This is a genomic window from Bacillus sp. LH1 (genome assembly GCF_057924895.1).
The window spans coordinates 1,328,979-1,348,550 of record NZ_CM175007.1; the positions used below are offsets into that span (position 1 = coordinate 1,328,979).

A 19,572-nucleotide genomic window follows, 5' to 3' on the forward strand; every position below is an offset into this window, starting at 1 on the left:
GTATGTTTACGATGGTACAAAAACTTTGGCTTACAGTAGTATGTGCAGTATGTGTAACAGTGTCCTTTCTTTATTTCGTATCTTTATACTCGTATGAAAAATTATACGTTGATAATTTAAAAGCTTCGTTAGTAATGGAAGGAAAAAGTCTTGCTGCTCAATATGATAAGCGTGAAGGAATATCAACTTTTGAAGAGAAAGTAAGATCGTTTGATCAAATATCTAGTTCAGACGTTATTTTCGTGTCTAATCCGCGTGATTTAAGCGCATGTTTGCCTTTTGATGTGCATCATCATTCTCTTATAAGTGAAGGAGATAGGCAAACGCTATTAGACGGGAAAACTGTGACAAAAATAGGATATGAAGAACATTTTGACCGTAATATTATGGGGGTTGTCATCCCTGTATTGGAAAATAAAAAATTAGTCGGAATTGTCTATTCGTATATTCCTTTAAAAAGTATAAAAGATTTAATCTATGATATGGGTCTTATTTTAGCACCGTTAGCAATTGCTATGATTTTAATTACGATATGGGTTGGAAGGAAAATTATAATTGCAATTACGAAGCCACTTTCGCAAATGGAGCGGGTTGCAAATCATTTGGCTACGGGAGATTTTTCGGAGCGGATTACAGTTTCTTCAGAGGATGAAATTGGACGATTAGGAAAAGCATTTAATAAAATGGCAAATTCATTAGAAACAGAAGATGTAAAGCGTAAGGAATTTTTAGCAAATGTTTCGCATGAACTTAGAACACCACTTAGTTATATAAAAGGGTATAGCGAGGCTATTTTAGATGGTGTTGCAAAGGGACCGCAGCAGGAAAAAGTAACGCAGCTAATTCATAAAGAAGCAGGTCGTATGCAGCGTCTCGTTCATGACTTGTTAGACTTAGCACAATTAGAAGGTGAGCACTTTCCGTTAAAGAAGCAACCTATCGTTTTTTCACAGCTGATTGAAGACGTATTAGATACGTATGAGATTAAGTTTATAGAAAAGGAAATTCATATTTCAACCAATTTAAATCCAGAGGTCATTGTCATGATTGATGAGGATCGTATGCAACAAGTGCTTCATAATGTGTTAGATAATGCGATACGGTATACAAATCAAAAAGGAAATATCGTTATAACTTTAGAGCAAATCGATGATTACTGTGAATTAAAAATAAAAGATACAGGAATTGGTATTGATATAGAACATTTGGAGAATCTTGGAGAACGCTTTTACCGAGTTGATAAAGCGAGAAGTCGTCAACACGGTGGAACAGGTTTAGGCCTTGCTATTGTGAAACAAATTGTTCATATACATGGTGGACAGTGGAAAATTGAAAGTGAAAAAGATAAGGGAACAACGGTTATTATTAAACTGAATGTACAGGATGAGGGGAGCATGTTCTAATTTTTAGGACATGTTCTTTATATTGAAGAAAATATTTATCCCGCTATTCGCCGGGCAGTAAGACCCTCACCTCAAAATTCAACGGAAGCAAAGAAGTTAGGTGGAGGCCCTGCTGCCCGTAAAAGCCCGATTGGTGAGAGCTAATAATCAGTGGGCGATGAACAAAACCCCACTGATTAAAGTTTCACTTTATACGTAAAAATATAAATTAATATGTAATAAATATCGAAAATTTGACTATTTTATGAACAAAACATTTGTACTTCTTATCAATTCGGTCTAAAATAGTTATGATGCAAAGTTCTTATAAATCGTTTCAATTGTTGTTTGGAAGATACTGAGGTGATTTAACTGGAGTACAAATCTATTAAACCGAAAAAAATTTACGAAGAAGTATCTGAAGCTATTTTAACAATGATTAAAAATGGTACGTTAAAACCTGGTGACAAACTACTCCCTGTGCATCAATTAGCTGAGCAGTTTCAAGTTGGCAGATCTGCTGTTCGTGAAGCGCTAAGTGCGCTAAGAGCGATGGGCTTAATTGAGATGAAACAAGGAGAAGGTACATATGTGAAGAACTTCGATTCTTCTTCATTAACGAAATCATTAAACAATAGATTATTAATGAAGAAAGAAGATATTTTGAATTTATTAGAAGTACGAAAGGTGCTTGAAGTGGGGGCAGTTCGAGTAGCGGCGGCAAAACGTACGGAAGATAACTTACAAAATATGAAACATTGGTTAGATGAAATGGCAAAGAGCATTGGAGATGAAAAGGCTGGCGAAAAAGCCGATTTTCAATTTCATATGGGAATTGCAGAGTCTTCGCATAATAACATTTTGCTTGAACTCATGAATCATGTTTCAGAGATGATTGCTGAAACAATTGGTGAATCAAGACGCATTATTTTATATGGTGAACAAACGACATCAGAACGACTTATAGAAGAGCATCAAGTTATATATGATGCGGTGTTAAAACAAGATGTAGAATTAGCGCAGCAAGCAATGCTAGATCATTTAACAAATGTAGAACATATTGTCACAGGTAAAAACGATATAAATTCGTAATTTAATCTTTTAAAAATTTAATTTTCTGATAAAATAGAGAAAGATTAAGTAAGCGTTTTCTTTAGAAGAGGGAGAGGATAGGCCATGGTTGAGCCTATTTCTTCTCTACTAAGTCATCTGATGACCATATGTTTGTTGGTGAAGTTGTAAAAAGGGGGAGTAATAGTTATGAAAGTTACTTTATTTGTTACTTGTTTAGTCGATATGTTTGAAACAAATGTCGGCAAAGCAACAGTTGAAGTGTTGGAGCGTTTAGGTTGTGAAATTGAATTTCCAGAAGCACAAGTTTGTTGTGGGCAGCCTGCTTATAATAGCGGCCATGTAGAAGCAGCAAAAGAAGCGATGAAACATATGATTGAAACTTTCGAAGATGCAGAATATATTGTTACGCCATCTGGTTCTTGTGCGACAATGTTTCATGAGTATCCGCATGTTTTCAAAGATGATCCAAAGTGGGCTAAACGTGCACAAAAAGTTGCTGATAAAACTTATGAATTTACACAGTTTATTGTAGATGTTTTAAAAGTTACAGATGTTGGTGCAAGTTTACCAGGGATAGCTACTATTCATAAATCATGTCATATGACGCGTATGCTTGGAGTAAAAGAAGCACCAGGAATTTTATTATCAAATGTAAAAGGATTAACTGTGAGAGATTTGCCAAACGTGCAAAATTGTTGCGGGTTTGGGGGAACGTTTTCAGTTAAGATGACTCCAATTTCTGAGCAAATGGTAGACGAAAAAGTAGATAGTGTCATGGAAACAGGTGCAGATTATTTAATCGGTGCAGATTGTGGGTGTTTGTTAAACATTGGCGGACGTATTGAGCGTTTAGGAAAAGAAGTAAAAGTAATGCATATTGCTGAGGTACTGAATAGTCGCTCATGAAGGGGGAACATAAGCTATGTCTATGAAAATCAGTGAGAAAAAATTTAATGATCGCGTTGGTGATGGAATTCAAGATTCGTTTATGCGCGGAGCAGTATCTTCTGCACAAACGCGTTTATATACGAATCGCTTAAAAGCTGCAGATGAATTAGGAAACTGGGAAGAGTGGCGTGAACTAGGTGAACAAATTCGTCAACATACGTTAGAAAATCTGGATTATTACTTAATGCAGTTAAGTGAAAATGTATCAAAAAGAGGCGGACACGTGTACTTTGCGAAGACGAAAGAGGAAGCTGCAAAGTATATTCAAGACGTTGCCAAAAAGAAACAAGCGAAAAAAGTAGTAAAATCAAAGTCGATGGTAACAGAAGAAATTAGTATGAACCATGCGCTTGAAGAGATTGGCTGTGAAGTATTAGAGAGTGACTTAGGAGAGTATATCTTGCAAGTAGATAATGATCCACCTTCACATATTATTGCACCTGCACTTCATAAAAATAGAACGCAAATTCGCGATGTATTTAAAGAAAAGCTAGGCTATGAAAATTCTGATGACCCATATGAAATGACAAAGTTTGTTCGTAAACAACTTCGTGAGAAATTTATGGATGCAGAAATTGGTGTAACTGGTTGTAACTTTGCTGTTGCCAATACTGGATCTCTTTGTTTAGTAACGAATGAAGGTAATGCAGATCTTGTTATGTCAATTCCTAAAACACAAATTGCGGTAATGGGTATGGAACGTATGGTTCCGACAATGGAAGAATTAGATGTTTTAGTTGGTTTACTATGTCGTAGTGCAGTAGGTCAAAAATTAACAAGTTATGTAACAGTAGCAGGACCAATTCAAGAAGAGGAAGTTGATGGACCTGAAGAATTCCATTTAGTGGTTGTTGATAATGGTCGCTCTCAAATTCTTGGATCTGAATTCCGTTCCGTATTACAATGTATTCGTTGCGCTGCTTGTGTTAACGTATGTCCTGTATATCGTCACGTTGGTGGACATTCATATGGATCGATTTACTCAGGACCAATCGGTGCGGTATTAACACCGCTTCTAGGTGGATATGATGATTACAAAGAGCTTCCTTATGCATCTAGTTTATGCGGAGCATGTACAGAAGCTTGTCCAGTAAAAATTCCATTGCATGATTTATTATTAAAACATCGTCAAGTCATCGTTGAGCAAGAAGGTCGTGCACCACTTGCAGAAAAACTAGCGATGAAAATGTTTAGTATGGGTGCTTCTTCAGCTGCTTTATATAAAATGGGTTCAAAAATGGCACCAGCGGCAATGAGTCCATTTACATCTGGTAATCGTGTATCAAAAGGTGTTGGACCACTTAAAAACTGGACGGATATTCGTGAATTCCCAGCTCCAAGTAAAGAACGATTCCGTGATTGGTATAAAGATCATAAGAAAGGCGGGGATAAATAATGACAGGATTAATTCAAAACCGTGATGCCTTTCTAGATAACATTGCAAAAGAACTTGGGCGCGCACGTAAAACAGAAGGTGTAGAGCGTCCAGTATGGAAAAGTAATGTGAATATAGAAACGTTAAAAGATTATTCACAAGAAGAATTACTAGAAGTGTTTAAAAAGCAATGTACAAACATTCATACAACTGTAGTAGAAACGACAAATGACCGTTTAGGTGAAGACCTTCAAAAAGTAATCATGGAAAACGGCGGGGGACCTATTTTATTATCAGCAGATGATCGTTTTGATGCATATGGTTTAACATCTTTATTTAAAGAAGAACTTCCAAAGCGAGACGTTGAAGTAAACGTATGGGATCCAGAGAGAAAAGACGAAAATATGCGTTTAGCTGAAAAAGCGAATATTGGTATTGCATTTAGTGATTATACATTAGCCGAATCCGGTACAATTGTTGTACAAAGTCATAAAGGGCAGGGACGTTCTTTACACTTTTTACCGACTGTATATTTTGCTATTATTCCACGTGAAACACTTGTGCCTCGTATTACACAAGCAGTTCAGGATATGAACTCACGCGTAGAAAATGGGGAGACAGCGGCATCTTGTATTAACTTTATTACAGGGCCAAGTAACTCGGCTGACATTGAGATGAATCTTGTTGTCGGAGTACATGGACCATTAAAAGCAGTATATTTCATCGTATAAAAGAGGGGAAAGCAGGCCGGAAAATGGCCTGCTTTTTTAGTAGAATAAAGGATAATATGAAGTAGAAGTTCTCTCCTTTTTTTGCTATGTTTTTTGGGAAAGGAGAGGAAGGGATGTTCACTTATTTATATGCACTGTTAGCAGGGATGGTGTTTGGTTCTTTTTTTATGTTAGTTGCGGTGAGGGTTCCATTAGGTGCGTCTATTATTACCCCGCGTTCACATTGTTATTATTGCAAATATGTGCTAAGGCCAAAAGAACTAATCCCCATCATTTCATTTTATATACAAAGAGGCTGTTGTACGAATTGTAAGAGGAAAATTCCAATTATATATGTAGCATTTGAATGTATAACAGGAAGTATATTTCTTCTTACCGTGTATATGATTGGAATAGAACGAGAACTTATTATCATTTTATCCCTTTTTTCGCTACTTCTTATTATTTCAGTTACAGATTACTTATATATGTTAATTCCTGATTGTATTTTAATTTCGTTTGCGGTTTTACTCATTCTCGAAAGTGTTTTTGTACAATTAGTTACTTGGACAGATAGTATAGTTGGTAGTGGTGTTATATTCCTTTTGTTATATTGCATGCAAAAGATATATCCAGAAGGGCTTGGCGGAGGAGATATAAAACTACTTTCGTTACTTGGTTTTATAGTAGGAGTGAAGGGAGTTTTTATCGTTTTATTTTTAGCATCTTGTTTTAGTCTTTGTTTTTTCGGGATTGGTATCGGATTAAAACGTATAGAAGTACGAAAGCCAATTCCATTTGGTCCTTTTATTAGTCTTGGGGCAATGTGCTATGTATTAGCTGTTTATTCAAATTAGAGAGGGAATCGAAAATGAACGTATATATGGATGATCAAAGAAGTTGCCCGTTCGGGTATGTGTCCGCAACTACAGTAGAATGTGCCTTGCAAATGGTTCGGGATTATGATGTGAATATTCTTTCCCTTGATTATAATATGGGCTGGGGAGCAAAAAATGGACTAGATTTTGTAGAAGCTTTTTGTACAGAGGGATTATATGTAAATGAAATTCACCTTCATACGAATGATGTCATCGGTATGCACAAGATGAAACAGAGAATGGATAAGGGAAAGGAAGAAGGAGAAATTAATCCTCACCTTGTTGTTAAATACGTGGGAAGCTAAAAACTCCAAAGTAAAACTTTGGAGTTTTTAGTGTTTCATATGTGCTTGTAAAGGAATAATCTCTTCTTGTTGAGCTACTGCGATTTCAGTTTCTTCCTGTTGAACTTCAGGTGTTTTCTTTGTTAAGTAGTGGTATACCATACCGACAAATACTGATCCGCCAATAATGTTACCGATTGTAACAGGAATTAAGTTATGAATAGCACCTGAAAAAGAAATTGTCTCAGGATGCGGTGAAACTAAAGATAAAGCAAAGAGTGATAAGTTTGCAATACTATGTTCGTAACCAGATAAGAAGAATGTGAAAACAAGTAGCATCATGACTATTATTTTTGCTGTGTCACCTTTAACCTGAGAAGGTAAGAAACAAGCAAGACATACGAGCCAGTTACATAAAATGGCTTTAAAGAATAACTGCATTGTAGGTGTGTTCATCTTTCCTTCAACGACTTTATTCATTAAGTGACCGTGATCAATTGCTTCAAAAATTCCAGTTGCGTAAAATAGTAAGGCAAAGAATAACGCGCCGGCTAAGTTACCTGCATAACAAGCAACCCAGTTACGTAGTGTATCAGAAATCGTTGTTTCTTTTCTTAAAGTTGCTACAGTAAAGTACATTGTGTTCCCAGTAAACAATTCAGCACCGCCATATATAATAAGTACGAGAGCAATCCCGAAAAACATAGAAGCAGCTAAATAAGTTGCTGGTGAATCTGCAATGTGAAAAAAGTTACCTAATTTAAAACATAGTACAATAATAAAACCGATATAAATACCCGCAAGTGCAGCACGAATGAAATATTGCATTGGGTTTGTATCTAGTATTTTCTTTTTGCTTTTAGCCAGTTTGACAACATAATCTAGTCCTTGTTCTAGCATGAGTAATACGCTCCTTTAGTAAATCTTCTATAAATACTCCTTATATGAATAAAGTACATGGAATTGTTCTCACTTTCAATAAGTTTGTGCAATGTTTCACAAAAAGGACATACATACATTAAGAAAACGTTTACAAAAGGTAGTATAATGGAATTTTTTCTGGACATTGAGAGGAAGAAAGAAAAAAGAAAAAGCGCTGTAATTACAGCGCTTTTTCGTCTAAATTCTTTTCTACTTTTACTTCTACTTCTTTTGAGAAGAACCAACCACCAACTGCGATTCCGACTAATACAATCCAGAATGTAAGCTTCCACGGAGTGGATTCTGGGAATGAATGTGGAATTACATTTAATGCAGGGTGTGCTAATGTATAAACTGCTAGCTTCACACCAACCCAACCTACAATTAAGAATGCTGCGGTTTCAAGTCCTGGTTTACGTTTTAAGATTTGTACGAAAGCAGTTGCTGCAAATCGCATAATGATTAATCCGATAAGTCCACCTACAAAGATAACAGCGAATTGCCCAGTATCAAGACTACCAATTGTACCTAATCCTGTTTTTGGTAAAGTCATTGCTAGTGCAACAGCAGCTAAAATTGAATCAACTGCGAAGGCGATATCAGCAACCTCAACTTTAAATACAGTCCACCAAAAGTTCTCTTGTTTTTTCTTTGCTTCTTTTTCTTCTGTTTCTTCATCTGTATTCTTTTTAACATATGTTTTAAATAAGTGATTACCAGCGATAAACATAAGGTAGATGGCACCAATTGCTTGCACTTGCCATACATCGACTAAGAACGAAATCATAAATAACGATCCAAATCGGAAAACAAATGCCCCCGCTAATCCATAAAATAGTGCTTTCTTTCGTTTTTCTTCTGGTAAATGTTTTACCATAATTGCAAGAACAAGAGCGTTATCAGCCGCTAAAATCCCTTCAAGTGCAATTAGGATGAGTAATACCCAACCATACTCCAATAATAATGATACATCCATGTACATTCTCCTCTCATTTCTATAAGTTCTAAATAAGTGAAGAATTTCCCCACTATTTAGTTTCCCCATACTCCTGCCTATTAACTTTGGAAAAATCTGGAAGTGAATGCAAAAAAGACCTCTGCCGTTAATAGGCAAAGGTCTTGCTAGACATATGTAATAAAAAATGCCAACAAAGCCGGAAGAACTAAGTTCTACGTAATGACGACTTTGTTTCCAAGAAATATTCTTGGACGCTACTCCCCTTTGGAGATATGTTATTGTATTCTCATTATATGGATAATTTATACGGTTGTCAACCTGTTAAAATATCTTCATTCGGATATTTTATTTTCAGGTTCTTTTTACGAGCAAATGAAAAAGCCAATGTTAAAGGACCCATTTTCCCGAAAAACATCATAAAGATAATAATAGCTTTTCCGATTATAGTTAAGTGGGGTGTTAAATTCATACTGAGGCCAACAGTCCCAAATGCTGAAAATACTTCGAAAGCACTCATCAATAGAGGAACTCGCTCAGTAATACTCAAAATTAAAATAGCAAAAAAGATAAATGAAATTGAAATAATAGTAATGGTTAATGATTTGACAATGAGAGTATCTTTAATGGATTTTTTAAATACGACAATATCCTCTTGTTCTTGTAAAAATTTAAATACGCCAAAAAATATGATTAAAAATGTTGTTAACTTAATCCCACCACCAGTTGAAGCGCTACCAGCACCAATAAACATAAGGAGCATCATTAATAGGAGAGAAGGTTTTGACAATGTAGAAATATCAACAGTATTAAACCCGGCAGTTCGCGTTGAAATTGCTTGAAAATAAGAGGCCAATCCTTCTTCAAATGGGGTAAAACCTCTCATAGAAAGGGAGTTATGGAACTCGAATATAAAAATAAAAAGGGTAGCAATAATGTTGACGATTAGAGTAGAAGAGAGCATAAGTTTTGAATGTAGTGTAAGGTTTTTAAAGTTTTTCTTTCTTTTTATGTCTACGATTACTGTAAAACCAATTCCACCTAAGATGATGAGAGAGGAAATGACGAGATTGACAAGAATGCTATGAGAATGGGACATTAAATTATCGCTCCACACAGAAAAGCCAGCATTGTTAAAGGCTGAGATTGAATGGAAAAAACTATAATAGATCCCTTTCATAACCCCATATTTTGGTACCCATTCAAAAGAAAGAATTATAGTAGCGATACATTCGACTGTAAAAGAGAATAAAAATAATGCTTTGGCAAGACGGATGATGCCGCCGATATTCGTTTGATTTAATGCTTGTTGCAGTAAAATTCGATTTTGAAGACCGATTTTTCTTCCGAGCATAATCGCAATTAAGACAGCAAAGCTCATAATGCCAAGCCCGCCAACTTGTATAAGCGTTAAAATGACACATTGTCCAAACAAAGTAAATACTTTTCCAGTATCTACAACACCAAGCCCAGTAACAGTACAAGCGGAAACGGTTGTAAATAAGGCATCGAGCCATGAAATGGACGTTGTCGTAGCAATGGGTAGTTTTAATAAACATGTGCCGACAACTGATAATACAAGAAAAGACAAAGTAAGAACGCGGGGAGGGCTCATGCTAATATTAATCCGTTTCATTTTACAGATCGCTCCTTTCGTTTTGATTAGTATGTGAAAAAGCACCATTATGTATGTTGAAAATAGAAAGAGGCAGAGAATATCTGCCTCTAAGCCATATGTTATATTATTATCCACGTAATTGTTGTTGAGCTAAAGCAACAAGACGTTTTGTTACTTCACCGCCAACTGAACCGTTAGAACGAGATGCTGTATTAGATCCTAAGCTTACACCAAATTCTTGTGCAATTTCATATTTAAATTGTTCAAGTGCTTGTTCTGCACCTGGAACTAATAATTTGTTTGTTTTTACCATGTTGATACACATCCTTATGAGTAGTCCAGTTCAGCTAAGTTCTTATCTAAACTGGTAACATTATTTTATGTGGAAACGACGTACTCATACGCGGAAGTAATCGGTGCGATTAGAAGTTCTTGGATAGAAAAAAGAGTAGCAAATTTGCTACTCTTTTTTTAGTATTGTCGCTGTTCCTTCCACGACAATATCATCTGATTGATTATATATGTTTGTTTGCAGCGTAATGATTTTTTTATCATCACGCTTTTTAATAACCTCTGCCACAACGCGAAGTGTATCACCGATTTTGACAGGGGCACGGAATGAAACATTTTGAGATAAATAAATCGTATTTTTGCCTGGGAGTTTCGTTCCAAGGATGGTAGAAATAAAACTCGAAACGAGCATACCGTGAGCAATACGTTCTTTAAACATTGTCGTTTTTGCAAAAGAATCTAAAATGTGAATAGGATTCACATCCCCAGTCAATTTTGCAAAATTGATAACATCTTCATCTGTAATTGTTTTTGTAAGGGATGCTTGATCACCGACTTGAATCTCATCATAGCGAAGCTCCGGAACAGTTTGTGCTTCTTGAAATGGATTCATTTTGTCCTCCTTCTTTTCCATATCGAAAAATGTTAGCCATCTTGATGTAGTAGGAGGAAGAAAGAGTTTTGTTTGTGCTGCGGTTAGCTCCCACATTTTTCTTACTTGATGGAAGTAAATAGATTTTTTGAGTTTTCCTCGAACTTTTTTGCGAGTTCCAACTGTTTTGACTTGAACTCTTCCAAAAAACCCTCTAACTGTTTTTGAGCCTCTTCACGTTGTAATTGTTGTTGCTCAATAAATTGTTTTGTTGTTTCTTCAAATTGGCCGCTTGTTTGGGTAAGAATTGACAATGATGTTTTTGTAGGAGAAACAGTAAGCTGATGCATATGAGCAGAAAGTTCCTTCCATTTGTCCTGCCACTCGTTAATTTGATCATTTAAGGAGTTTCCAGTTAATTGTTTCACGTAATCTGTATATTGGTTATTGAACTGAGCAGTGAGTTGTTGTAGTTCTTTTTCTAGTTCATCTACTCCTGATGTTAATTTATGCAAAGCGTCTTGTTGTTGTTTTAATGTTTCTAAAGTAAGTTGCTCTAATTGCTTCCCAGCTGAAGAGAAAAGGGAAAGTGATTGAGACCAGTTTTTCCAAAATGCATCGACTAATTCGTATGGTTTAGTTTCCATTGTTTGACCCCCAAATGTTTTTTTGCATATTGTGAACGCAGATTACTCTGCTGTACCACCAGGTGAAGATGAAGAATCCTTTTCATCCTTTTCTGGAGAAGTAGAAAATGGAAAGAATGCATTGGTGTATAACGTGAAAAACGTTCGCAACATATTTTGATAATGTTCAAAAGAAGTCGCACATGTTGTTAAATATTGCTCTCCATATTCAGTTAAAGAATAAATTCTTTTTGCCGGCCCTCCATCGCTTGTATCCCAAGTAGAAGAAATAAGGTTTTCTTTTTCTAATTTGCGTAGTGTTCTATAAACATTACCTTGGTCAACAGAAGAAAAGCCGATATCCATTAGCATTTGAATAAGTTTGTAACCATGAAGACTCCAGTCTTTTAGACAGAGAAGTAAGAAGGGAACTAAGAAGTTTTTTGGCATGGAGTTTGGTTGTTTCGCTTGGTTGCTCTCCAAACTTTCGCGTTGTTCTGGTTCATTTTGTAGCATGATTGTGCATCACCTCATGAATCAGTTAGATGGAATTTTTTGCTTATAAGTGCAATTTACACCTATCTGTTTTTAAAGTCAACACATTTGTTAGAAAATAGAAAAAAATAAAATATAGACTTGAAGTTTTATTCAGAATATTAGAAAATAGTGAATAGGTTGAATTGTTTCAAAAACGAAAAAGGGAGTGTAGGTAAAGTGATTGATCAAAAATTCGATCCACTACAAGCATGGAAAAATGCTTATGAACAAACCGAAACATTTTGGGGAAAAGCGCTCAATGAAACAATTAAAACAGAAGAATATTCTGCTTGGATGGGCAGCGTTCTAGATTTGAATTTGTTTTATCAAAAAGCATTAAATGATACGACAAAAAACTATTTAGAACAAGTAAATGTGCCGACGAAAGAGGATATCGCAAGAGTGGCTACGCTTGTTATTAACTTAGAAAATAAAGTAGATAACATTGAGGAGTTTCTAGAGGAGAAAGTAGATTCTTTAGGGCAAGCTCCTACATTAAAGCGTGATGTAACGAAAGTAAAACAAGATATTCGTACGCTTGAAACAAAAGTAGATCAAATTTTAGAATTGCTAGAAAAGCAAAATGCAGTACTAGCTAAACTACAAGTACCTGTAAAAGAAGAGGTAAAGCCTGCGAATAAACCAGAAAATAAAAAATGATAAAAGCGCTTGTTTATAACAGATAAAAGAGAGAGGGAGAATCTCTTTTCACGTATAAACAGCGAAACATAATTATATATGGACTCTATAGTATGAGTACCAAAATGATTCATAACAATCGTTCACAAATTCATTTAAGGGGGAAAAGAAATGGTTCAATTAAATGGAAAAGTAGCAATCGTAACAGGTGGAGCAAAAGGAATTGGAAAAGCAATTACAGTAGCATTAGCACAAGAGGGAGCGAAAGTAGTTATTAACTATAATAGCAGTAAAGAAGCAGCTGAAAATTTAGTAAATGAATTAGGAAAAGACGGACATGACGTTTATGCAGTGCAAGCGGATGTTTCTAAAGTAGAAGATGCAAACCGACTTGTAGAAGAAACTGTGAATCATTTTGGTAAAGTTGATATTCTTGTTAATAATGCTGGTATTACAAGAGACCGTACATTCAAAAAGTTAAATCGTGAAGATTGGGAGCGCGTAATTGACGTGAATTTAAGCAGCGTATTTAATACGACAAGTGCGGTTCTTCCATACATAACGGAAGCAGAAGAAGGAAGAATTATTAGCATTTCTTCTATTATTGGTCAAGCAGGTGGATTTGGCCAAACAAACTACTCAGCAGCAAAAGCGGGTATGTTAGGATTTACAAAATCATTAGCGTTAGAACTTGCAAAAACAAATGTCACTGTAAATGCTATTTGCCCAGGATTTATTGATACTGAAATGGTAGCAGAAGTACCAGAAGAAGTACGTCAAAAAATCGTTGCAAAAATCCCGAAAAAACGTTTTGGTCAAGCTGATGAAATTGCAAAAGGTGTAGTATACCTATGCCGTGACGGTGCGTATATCACAGGTCAACAATTAAACATTAACGGCGGATTATATATGTAATGAAGTAAGAAAAAAGTGCATATCCATAGCAGGAATGCACTTCTTTTTTTTAAGAAGGAAATCGACCAAAAAGGAGATAGAAAAATGACTACATTCGCAACAGAATGGGAAAAGCAATTAGAGCTATACCCAGAAGAGTACCGAAAAGCATACCGCCGAGTGAAAAGGGCGAGTGAAATTTTATTACGTGAACCAGAGCCGCAAGTCGGATTAACGCCGAAAGAGGTTATTTGGACGAAGAATAAGACGAAGCTTTATCGCTACATTCCAAAACAAGAAAAAACACAAAGAGTTCCAATTCTGTTAATATATGCTCTTATTAATAAACCATATATTATGGATTTAACTCCTGGAAATAGTTTAGTGGAATATCTAGTGGATCGTGGTTTTGATGTATATATGCTTGATTGGGGCACATTTGGTTTAGAAGATAGTCATTTGAAATTTGATGATTTCGTGTTTGATTATATTGCAAAAGCAGTAAAAAAAGTAATGCGAACTGCAAAATCGGACGAGATTTCTTTACTTGGTTATTGCATGGGTGGAACGCTAACTTCTATTTATGCAGCGCTTCATCCGCACATGCCAATTCGTAATTTAATTTTCATGACAAGTCCTTTTGATTTCTCTGAAACAGGATTGTATGGTCCTTTATTAGATGAGAAATACTTCAATTTAGATAAAGCGGTTGATACATTTGGAAATATTCCGCCAGAAATGATTGATTTCGGAAACAAAATGTTAAAGCCAATTACGAACTTTGTTGGTCCATATGTTGCTCTAGTAGATCGTTCAGAGAATGAACGCTTCGTCGAAAGCTGGAGATTGGTTCAAAAGTGGGTTGGTGATGGTATTCCGTTCCCAGGTGAATCATACAGACAGTGGATTCGTGATTTTTATCAAAATAATAAATTGGTTAAGGGTGAACTCGTTATTCGCGGACAAAAGGTAGATCTTGCAAATATTAAGGCGAATGTCTTAAATATTTCCGGGAAACGTGATCATATCGCTTTGCCATGTCAAGTAGAAGCATTACTAGACCATATTTCTAGCACAGATAAACAATATGTATGTTTACCAACAGGGCATATGTCTATCGTTTACGGTGGAACAGCTGTAAAACAAACATATCCGACGATTGGAAATTGGCTTGAAGAGCGTTCTAATTAAAAATAAAAAATCCAACTAGCCTATGTTAGTTGGATTTTTTTATGAAAAATAACAAAACATAGAAAGGAGAAATTTATATTTTAGGAGTATAATTATGAAACTTATGACAGGTAAGTTGTTTTGGAATACAGGAGTTTCAGTACCTTGTTATCCACCGTTAGGAAATGATATGATATGTGATGTGCTTGTAGTCGGAAGTGGCGAAGCAGGTGCCCATATAGCGTATTCTTTAGCGAAAATAGGTATGAGTGTAATGCTTATTGAAAAAAGAGAAATTGCATGTGGTAGTACATTTGCAAATGTAGGTGTATTACAGTTTCTTCATGATAAATCGTTAACCTCACTTATCCATACATTTGGTGAAGAAAAAGGGGTACGAGCATATAAACTGTGTTACGAAGCGTTACGGACAATGGAGAAAGTGGTACCTACTCTCGATATTGATCCCTATTTTATTCCGAGAAGTAGTTTATATTATGCAAGTAAAAGTGAGGATGTCTCATTTTTACAAGAGGAGTACAATACGTTACAGAATTATGGATTTCCTGTTGAGTATTTTACAGAATCTGATATTAAGAAACGTTATCCTTTCATAAAACAAGCGGCATTATATACACACGGTGATGCCGAGGTGAATCCGTATTTATTAGCGCACAGTCTTTTGCATAAAGCAAATCAAATGGGAGCTAATATATATGAACATACAGAGGCAATACATATAAAAAAACGTAAAAATGATTTAATTTGTTACACGAAAACAGGAAATCAAATTGTAGCAAAGAATATTATTATGGCGACAGGTTATGAAGCGCTTTTTGGAAAGAAAGAAAGAAAAAATACAACAGTAGACACCTCTTATGCAATTGTAACAAATGAAATAGATCAGTTTGAAGGCTGGCATGAGCGATCGTTAATTTGGGAAACGGCACGGCCCTACTTATATTTTCGAACGTATCGAAACCGCATTATTGTAGGCGGATTAGATGAAGCGCTGCAAATTCAAACAATTGGTGATACGAAATTATTGCATAAGCGTGATATCCTTATTAATATTGTAAAAGAGATGTTCCCGCAGTATAAAAATATACAGGCAGACTACTATTGGGCAGCCGCGTTTGGTGGTACTCATGATGGTCTCCCCATTTTAAAAGAAGACGAAAAGATACATAATTTGTTTTACGCATTGCCGTATGGAGGTAATGGAACTGTATATGGAATGGTCTTTGCCAAATTATTTGAGCAGTTATTTACAAATAAAGAAAGTAAAGATTTTTCTTTATTTAATCGATAGAAAAAAGGTAGCGAAGTGATGGAATGAGAGATATAAAAAAGTTTTTACAAAAATTACGTCCTGTACAACTCATCGTTTTGTTTTATTTGTTAGCAGTAGTTGTATCGGTGATATTGCTTAGTTTACCGTTTGTTACGAAGCCTGGTGTGAAATGGACATTTATAGATGCGCTTTTTACATCGGTTAGTGCGGTAAGCGTTACGGGACTGTCTGTTATTACGATTTCAGATACGTTTACTACAGCAGGAATTATTGTTTTAGCCCTTATTCTACAATTAGGCGGCTTAGGAATTATGGCGCTTGGTACATTTGTTTGGATCATTACGGGGAAAAAGATTGGTTTGCAAAGAAGAAGATTAATTATGGCAGACCATAATCAAGGGAATTTATCGGGTCTTGTAGAATTGATGCGTTCTATTTTGATTGTAATTATTTCAATAGAACTTATTGGAGCAATCCTATTAGGTACAAGATTTTTACTTTACTTTCCGACTTGGAAAGAAGCTTATTTTCACGGTTTCTTTGCAGCTGTTAGTGCGACTACGAACGGCGGATTTGATTTAACAGGACAATCATTAATTCCTTATAAAAAAGATTATATTGTTCAAATGATTCATATGTTACTAATTATTTTAGGAGCGATTGGTTTCCCTGTGCTAATGGAAGTGAAACAATTCCTTAGTAAAAGGAGACAACAATTATTCCGTTTTTCATTATTTACAAAATTGACGACAACAACATTTTTTGCACTCGTTGTTGTTGGTACAATTATGATTTTTTTACTGGAGAGAAATCATTTTTTAGTAGGAAAGTCATGGCATGAAACTGTATTTTATACATTATTCCAATCTGTGACGACGCGAAGTGGTGGACTTGCTACGATGGATATACGTGAATTGTCACAACCGACGCTTTTATTTATGAGTATATTAATGTTTATAGGGGCATCTCCAAGTTCGGTTGGGGGCGGAATACGTACAACAACATTTGCTGTTAGTATATTGTCACTATATACCTTTGCAAGGGGTGGTAGAACAGTTAGAGTCTTCAAACGTCAGCTACATGAAGAGGATGTACTGAAAGCATCTGTCGTTATGACGATGGGGATTTTGTTATGTGCTACTGCGCTATTCATTTTATCTATTACGGAAAATGTACCGCTTATGAGCTTAATTGTTGAAGTTTGTTCTGCTTTCGGAACGACGGGACTATCAACAGGTGTTACGCCTGATTTAACAACTGTTGGGAAACTTGTACTTATTGTGCTTATGTTTATCGGACGCGTTGGTATTTTAACATTTATTTTAGCTAGTGGTGGAAGGGAACAACCACCTCGCTATAAATACCCGAAAGAGCGGATTATTATTGGATAGTATGAAACCATTCTACCTACGTTAGGTAGAATGGTTTTTTAGTCGTTAATTCCAAATTGTGGATGCATAAAAGCTTCATTTTTATTATCCGCTTCGTTTTTTAGCAACTCTTGATTTTCTTCTGAAATCCACCCAATATCATTTGTAGGATGGATCCACTCATCGCCAGCCATAATGGCAGGATCTATTTTATCACTCCAATTGTTAAGTGGACTGTTCTCGGAATTATATTTACTGTCTCCAATTACAACATCATATTGATTCACAAAAGGTTGTTGCATCGTTTTTCCTGTTCCTTTAAAAGATGGAAAATTCATTTGATGCGGGAGCGTTTCGTCTAAAATTGGTGATTGAATCTTTTCTTTTTTCTTCAAAATTATCGCTCCTTTTTATAATGATTTCTTCATACGTAGTATTTCCATCTAACGCCTCTTATGTACTTGTTAACACTTGCCAGTAATAATTATTTTAAGTTGTTTCAAACTAGAGTAGAAAGTGATTTCTTGAGAGCAGGTGAATGTATTGGTAAAAAGAAAAGTGAAACAAAATGCGGCAATCAATAATAATAAAACTCCGAAAGAAAGCTTACCAGATGCAGAATTTGCATTAGAGTATGAAGGAGAAAATAGCGCAAAGTATGCTAATCGTAATTCAAAAAAAGGGAAACAAAAATGAGGCGTTTTTTACAAACGCCTCATTTTTTTGTGGGATTATAAAGGTTTTTTTAATTATTTGTAAATTTAGTGTTTTCTATTAGCAGAAAAATGCGAAAAAACATAGAAGTAGCAACGTATTACACAAAAACAAACAACAAACAAAAGATTAATGTTGGTTTAATACTGCTTTTACACTAGTTGTTTATATTTGAGTTGTACATAAGATTTGTAAAAGGAGAGAGAAACAGTGAAAAAAACAATCTTTAAAGCTGTAGCGACTGGAATGGTATTTTCGTTATTAATGGGGTGTGGTGCAAAGAAGGAAGAAAGTGCTGGAGCGAAAGTGAAAGATGACAAATTATCTGGATCATTAACTGTTTACACAGCAATTGAAGAAGAGCTTGTACCAATTTATCTTGATTCCTTTAAAAAGAAATATCCTGATGTGAAATTGAACATTGTACGTGATTCAACAGGAGTTATTACTGCGAAATTGCTAGCTGAAGGGAAAAATACACAAGCAGATGTTGTATGGGGAACTGCGGCATCAAGTCTATTAGCTTTAGATAAAAAAGATATGTTAAAAGGATACTCTCCAAAAGGAGCAGATCGTGTTCTTCCGCAATTTAAAGATGATAAGCAACCTGAAAAATGGGTAGGAAATACTGCATTTATGACGGGGATTGCTGTAAATAAAGAAGAGTTAAAGAAGAAAAATTTACCGATGCCAGAATCATATGAAGATTTAACGAAACCAGAGTATAAAGGAACACTTGTTATGCCACATCCAGCATCATCTGGAACAGGATTTTTAACAGTTTCTGCATGGCTACAAATCATGGGTGAAGATAAAGGCTGGGATTACATGAAGAAACTTCATGATAATATGGCAAGTTATACGCATTCAGGATCAAAACCAGCGAAATTAGCAGGAGCAGGTGAATATCCAGTCGGTGTATCAATGGTTTATAGTGCTTTAAAAGAGAAACAAAAAGGTGCACCAGTTGAAGTTGTACTGCCGAAAGAAGGATTAGGGTGGGAAGTAGAAGCGAACGCACTTATTAAGAAAGATAATGCGAAAAATGATAAATTAGCACAAGCATTTTTAGATTGGGCAATTACTGATGATGTAATGAAGTTATACTTTGAGAAAAATGGATTTGCGACAATTAAAAATGATTATAAACTTCCAGAGGGATTCCCGAAAGATGTTACTGAAAAATTATATAAAAAGAATGACTTTAAATGGGCAGCAGAAAATCGTGACAAAATTTTAGAAAAATGGGAAAAAGAGTTTGGCCAAAAAGCAGAACCGAAAAAGTAAGTGAGTGGGAGAG

Annotated in this window: 22 protein-coding genes; 14 read left to right on the forward strand and 8 right to left on the reverse strand. The window is 35.5% G+C overall.

Features of this window, described 5'->3' with window-relative positions:
* Positions 1–2 precede the first annotated feature (2 nt).
* The 7 genes from ACX9TM_RS06965 (at position 3) to ACX9TM_RS06995 (ending at position 6,672) form a co-directional block, all read left to right on the forward strand.
* Positions 3–1,403: a sensor histidine kinase gene (locus tag ACX9TM_RS06965; protein ID WP_000494796.1), complete on the forward strand. Its 1,401-nt coding sequence runs from the start codon at positions 3–5 to the stop codon at positions 1,401–1,403.
* 381 nt (positions 1,404–1,784) lie between these two features.
* Positions 1,785–2,474, forward strand: coding sequence for a FadR/GntR family transcriptional regulator (locus tag ACX9TM_RS06970; RefSeq protein ID WP_254904515.1), 690 nt, complete (start codon positions 1,785–1,787; stop codon positions 2,472–2,474).
* Between the two features lie 168 nt (positions 2,475–2,642).
* A complete protein-coding gene (locus tag ACX9TM_RS06975; protein ID WP_000869148.1) occupies positions 2,643–3,362 on the forward strand; it encodes a (Fe-S)-binding protein in 720 nt (239 codons plus the stop codon).
* Between the two features lie 16 nt (positions 3,363–3,378).
* Positions 3,379–4,800 (forward strand): LutB/LldF family L-lactate oxidation iron-sulfur protein, encoded by a 1,422-nt coding sequence (locus tag ACX9TM_RS06980; protein ID WP_000061930.1) that lies wholly within the window; start codon positions 3,379–3,381, stop codon positions 4,798–4,800.
* On the forward strand, positions 4,800–5,510 hold the full coding sequence (locus tag ACX9TM_RS06985) for a LutC/YkgG family protein (RefSeq protein WP_000147187.1): 711 nt from the start codon (positions 4,800–4,802) through the stop codon (positions 5,508–5,510). The genes ACX9TM_RS06980 and ACX9TM_RS06985 overlap by 1 nt, the downstream gene beginning before the upstream one ends.
* Positions 5,511–5,623: 113 nt before the next feature.
* A complete protein-coding gene (locus ACX9TM_RS06990; protein ID WP_000495726.1) occupies positions 5,624–6,346 on the forward strand; it encodes a prepilin peptidase in 723 nt (240 codons plus the stop codon).
* A gap of 14 nt (positions 6,347–6,360) precedes the next feature.
* Positions 6,361–6,672 (forward strand): cyclic-phosphate processing receiver domain-containing protein, encoded by a 312-nt coding sequence (locus tag ACX9TM_RS06995; RefSeq protein ID WP_001103770.1) that lies wholly within the window; start codon positions 6,361–6,363, stop codon positions 6,670–6,672.
* A gap of 27 nt (positions 6,673–6,699) precedes the next feature.
* Here ACX9TM_RS06995 and ACX9TM_RS07000 read toward each other — a convergent pair whose 3' ends face one another.
* The 7 genes from ACX9TM_RS07000 to phaQ form a co-directional block, all read right to left on the reverse strand.
* Entirely contained in the window at positions 6,700–7,551 is an 852-nt protein-coding gene (locus tag ACX9TM_RS07000) for a formate/nitrite transporter family protein (protein ID WP_000893025.1), read from the reverse strand.
* A gap of 202 nt (positions 7,552–7,753) precedes the next feature.
* Positions 7,754–8,548, reverse strand: a complete 795-nt coding sequence (locus tag ACX9TM_RS07005; protein ID WP_000383314.1) for a TerC family protein — start codon at positions 8,546–8,548, stop codon at positions 7,754–7,756.
* A gap of 295 nt (positions 8,549–8,843) precedes the next feature.
* A complete protein-coding gene (locus ACX9TM_RS07010) occupies positions 8,844–10,163 on the reverse strand; it encodes a TrkH family potassium uptake protein (protein ID WP_000822360.1) in 1,320 nt (439 codons plus the stop codon).
* Between the two features lie 109 nt (positions 10,164–10,272).
* Positions 10,273–10,458: an alpha/beta-type small acid-soluble spore protein gene (locus tag ACX9TM_RS07015; protein WP_000241212.1), complete on the reverse strand. Its 186-nt coding sequence runs from the start codon at positions 10,456–10,458 to the stop codon at positions 10,273–10,275.
* Positions 10,459–10,605: 147 nt separating this feature from the next.
* Positions 10,606–11,049, reverse strand: coding sequence for a MaoC family dehydratase (locus ACX9TM_RS07020; protein ID WP_001067916.1), 444 nt, complete (start codon positions 11,047–11,049; stop codon positions 10,606–10,608).
* 101 nt (positions 11,050–11,150) lie between these two features.
* The gene (gene phaP / locus ACX9TM_RS07025; protein WP_000448594.1) at positions 11,151–11,675 is read right to left on the reverse strand and encodes a polyhydroxyalkanoic acid inclusion protein PhaP; all 525 of its coding nucleotides are present in this window, start codon (positions 11,673–11,675) and stop codon (positions 11,151–11,153) included.
* 42 nt (positions 11,676–11,717) lie between these two features.
* Positions 11,718–12,170 (reverse strand): poly-beta-hydroxybutyrate-responsive repressor, encoded by a 453-nt coding sequence (gene phaQ / locus ACX9TM_RS07030; protein WP_000939955.1) that lies wholly within the window; start codon positions 12,168–12,170, stop codon positions 11,718–11,720.
* Between the two features lie 198 nt (positions 12,171–12,368).
* On the opposite strand from phaQ, the gene phaR reads away from it, so the two are divergent.
* The 5 genes from phaR (at position 12,369) to ACX9TM_RS07055 (ending at position 17,579) form a co-directional block, all read left to right on the forward strand.
* A complete protein-coding gene (gene phaR / locus ACX9TM_RS07035) occupies positions 12,369–12,851 on the forward strand; it encodes a polyhydroxyalkanoic acid synthase subunit PhaR (protein ID WP_000566942.1) in 483 nt (160 codons plus the stop codon).
* Between the two features lie 150 nt (positions 12,852–13,001).
* Complete coding sequence (locus tag ACX9TM_RS07040; protein ID WP_000250409.1) at positions 13,002–13,745, forward strand: acetoacetyl-CoA reductase; 744 nt, start codon at positions 13,002–13,004, stop codon at positions 13,743–13,745.
* An 84-nt stretch (positions 13,746–13,829) separates the two neighbouring features.
* Entirely contained in the window at positions 13,830–14,915 is a 1,086-nt protein-coding gene (gene phaC / locus ACX9TM_RS07045) for a class III poly(R)-hydroxyalkanoic acid synthase subunit PhaC (RefSeq protein WP_000206336.1), read from the forward strand.
* Positions 14,916–15,009: 94 nt separating this feature from the next.
* Entirely contained in the window at positions 15,010–16,206 is a 1,197-nt protein-coding gene (locus ACX9TM_RS07050; protein WP_000772575.1) for an NAD(P)/FAD-dependent oxidoreductase, read from the forward strand.
* Between the two features lie 23 nt (positions 16,207–16,229).
* On the forward strand, positions 16,230–17,579 hold the full coding sequence (locus ACX9TM_RS07055; RefSeq protein WP_001204705.1) for a TrkH family potassium uptake protein: 1,350 nt from the start codon (positions 16,230–16,232) through the stop codon (positions 17,577–17,579).
* Positions 17,580–17,617: 38 nt separating this feature from the next.
* On the opposite strand, the gene ACX9TM_RS07060 is transcribed toward ACX9TM_RS07055, so the two are convergent.
* Complete coding sequence (locus ACX9TM_RS07060; RefSeq protein WP_000726025.1) at positions 17,618–17,953, reverse strand: DUF3905 domain-containing protein; 336 nt, start codon at positions 17,951–17,953, stop codon at positions 17,618–17,620.
* Positions 17,954–18,101: 148 nt separating this feature from the next.
* Here ACX9TM_RS07060 and ACX9TM_RS07065 point away from each other — a divergent pair, with 148 nt between their 5' ends.
* Positions 18,102–18,254: a hypothetical protein gene (locus ACX9TM_RS07065; protein ID WP_000240799.1), complete on the forward strand. Its 153-nt coding sequence runs from the start codon at positions 18,102–18,104 to the stop codon at positions 18,252–18,254.
* Positions 18,255–18,482: 228 nt separating this feature from the next.
* Positions 18,483–19,559, forward strand: coding sequence for a putative 2-aminoethylphosphonate ABC transporter substrate-binding protein (locus tag ACX9TM_RS07070; RefSeq protein WP_000750893.1), 1,077 nt, complete (start codon positions 18,483–18,485; stop codon positions 19,557–19,559).
* Positions 19,560–19,572: the final 13 nt, after the last annotated feature.

What these genes read in the sequence shown, in the direction of transcription:
- ACX9TM_RS06990 (WP_000495726.1), top strand. Translation starts at nt 5,624, where the DNA reads ATGTTCACTTATTTATATGCACTGTTAGCAGGGATGGTGTTTGGTTCT.
- ACX9TM_RS06985 (WP_000147187.1), top strand. Translation starts at nt 4,800, where the DNA reads ATGACAGGATTAATTCAAAACCGTGATGCCTTTCTAGATAACATTGCA.
- phaC (WP_000206336.1), top strand. Translation starts at nt 13,830, where the DNA reads ATGACTACATTCGCAACAGAATGGGAAAAGCAATTAGAGCTATACCCA.
- ACX9TM_RS06995 (WP_001103770.1), top strand. Translation starts at nt 6,361, where the DNA reads ATGAACGTATATATGGATGATCAAAGAAGTTGCCCGTTCGGGTATGTG.
- ACX9TM_RS07000 (WP_000893025.1), bottom strand. Translation starts at nt 7,551, where the DNA reads ATGCTAGAACAAGGACTAGATTATGTTGTCAAACTGGCTAAAAGCAAA.
- ACX9TM_RS06965 (WP_000494796.1), top strand. Translation starts at nt 3, where the DNA reads ATGTTTACGATGGTACAAAAACTTTGGCTTACAGTAGTATGTGCAGTA.
- ACX9TM_RS07015 (WP_000241212.1), bottom strand. Translation starts at nt 10,458, where the DNA reads ATGGTAAAAACAAACAAATTATTAGTTCCAGGTGCAGAACAAGCACTT.
- ACX9TM_RS06975 (WP_000869148.1), top strand. Translation starts at nt 2,643, where the DNA reads ATGAAAGTTACTTTATTTGTTACTTGTTTAGTCGATATGTTTGAAACA.
- ACX9TM_RS07050 (WP_000772575.1), top strand. Translation starts at nt 15,010, where the DNA reads ATGAAACTTATGACAGGTAAGTTGTTTTGGAATACAGGAGTTTCAGTA.
- ACX9TM_RS07055 (WP_001204705.1), top strand. Translation starts at nt 16,230, where the DNA reads ATGAGAGATATAAAAAAGTTTTTACAAAAATTACGTCCTGTACAACTC.
- ACX9TM_RS07020 (WP_001067916.1), bottom strand. Translation starts at nt 11,049, where the DNA reads ATGAATCCATTTCAAGAAGCACAAACTGTTCCGGAGCTTCGCTATGAT.
- ACX9TM_RS06980 (WP_000061930.1), top strand. Translation starts at nt 3,379, where the DNA reads ATGTCTATGAAAATCAGTGAGAAAAAATTTAATGATCGCGTTGGTGAT.
- ACX9TM_RS07040 (WP_000250409.1), top strand. Translation starts at nt 13,002, where the DNA reads ATGGTTCAATTAAATGGAAAAGTAGCAATCGTAACAGGTGGAGCAAAA.
- phaP (WP_000448594.1), bottom strand. Translation starts at nt 11,675, where the DNA reads ATGGAAACTAAACCATACGAATTAGTCGATGCATTTTGGAAAAACTGG.
- ACX9TM_RS07010 (WP_000822360.1), bottom strand. Translation starts at nt 10,163, where the DNA reads ATGAAACGGATTAATATTAGCATGAGCCCTCCCCGCGTTCTTACTTTG.
- ACX9TM_RS07005 (WP_000383314.1), bottom strand. Translation starts at nt 8,548, where the DNA reads ATGGATGTATCATTATTATTGGAGTATGGTTGGGTATTACTCATCCTA.
- phaQ (WP_000939955.1), bottom strand. Translation starts at nt 12,170, where the DNA reads ATGCTACAAAATGAACCAGAACAACGCGAAAGTTTGGAGAGCAACCAA.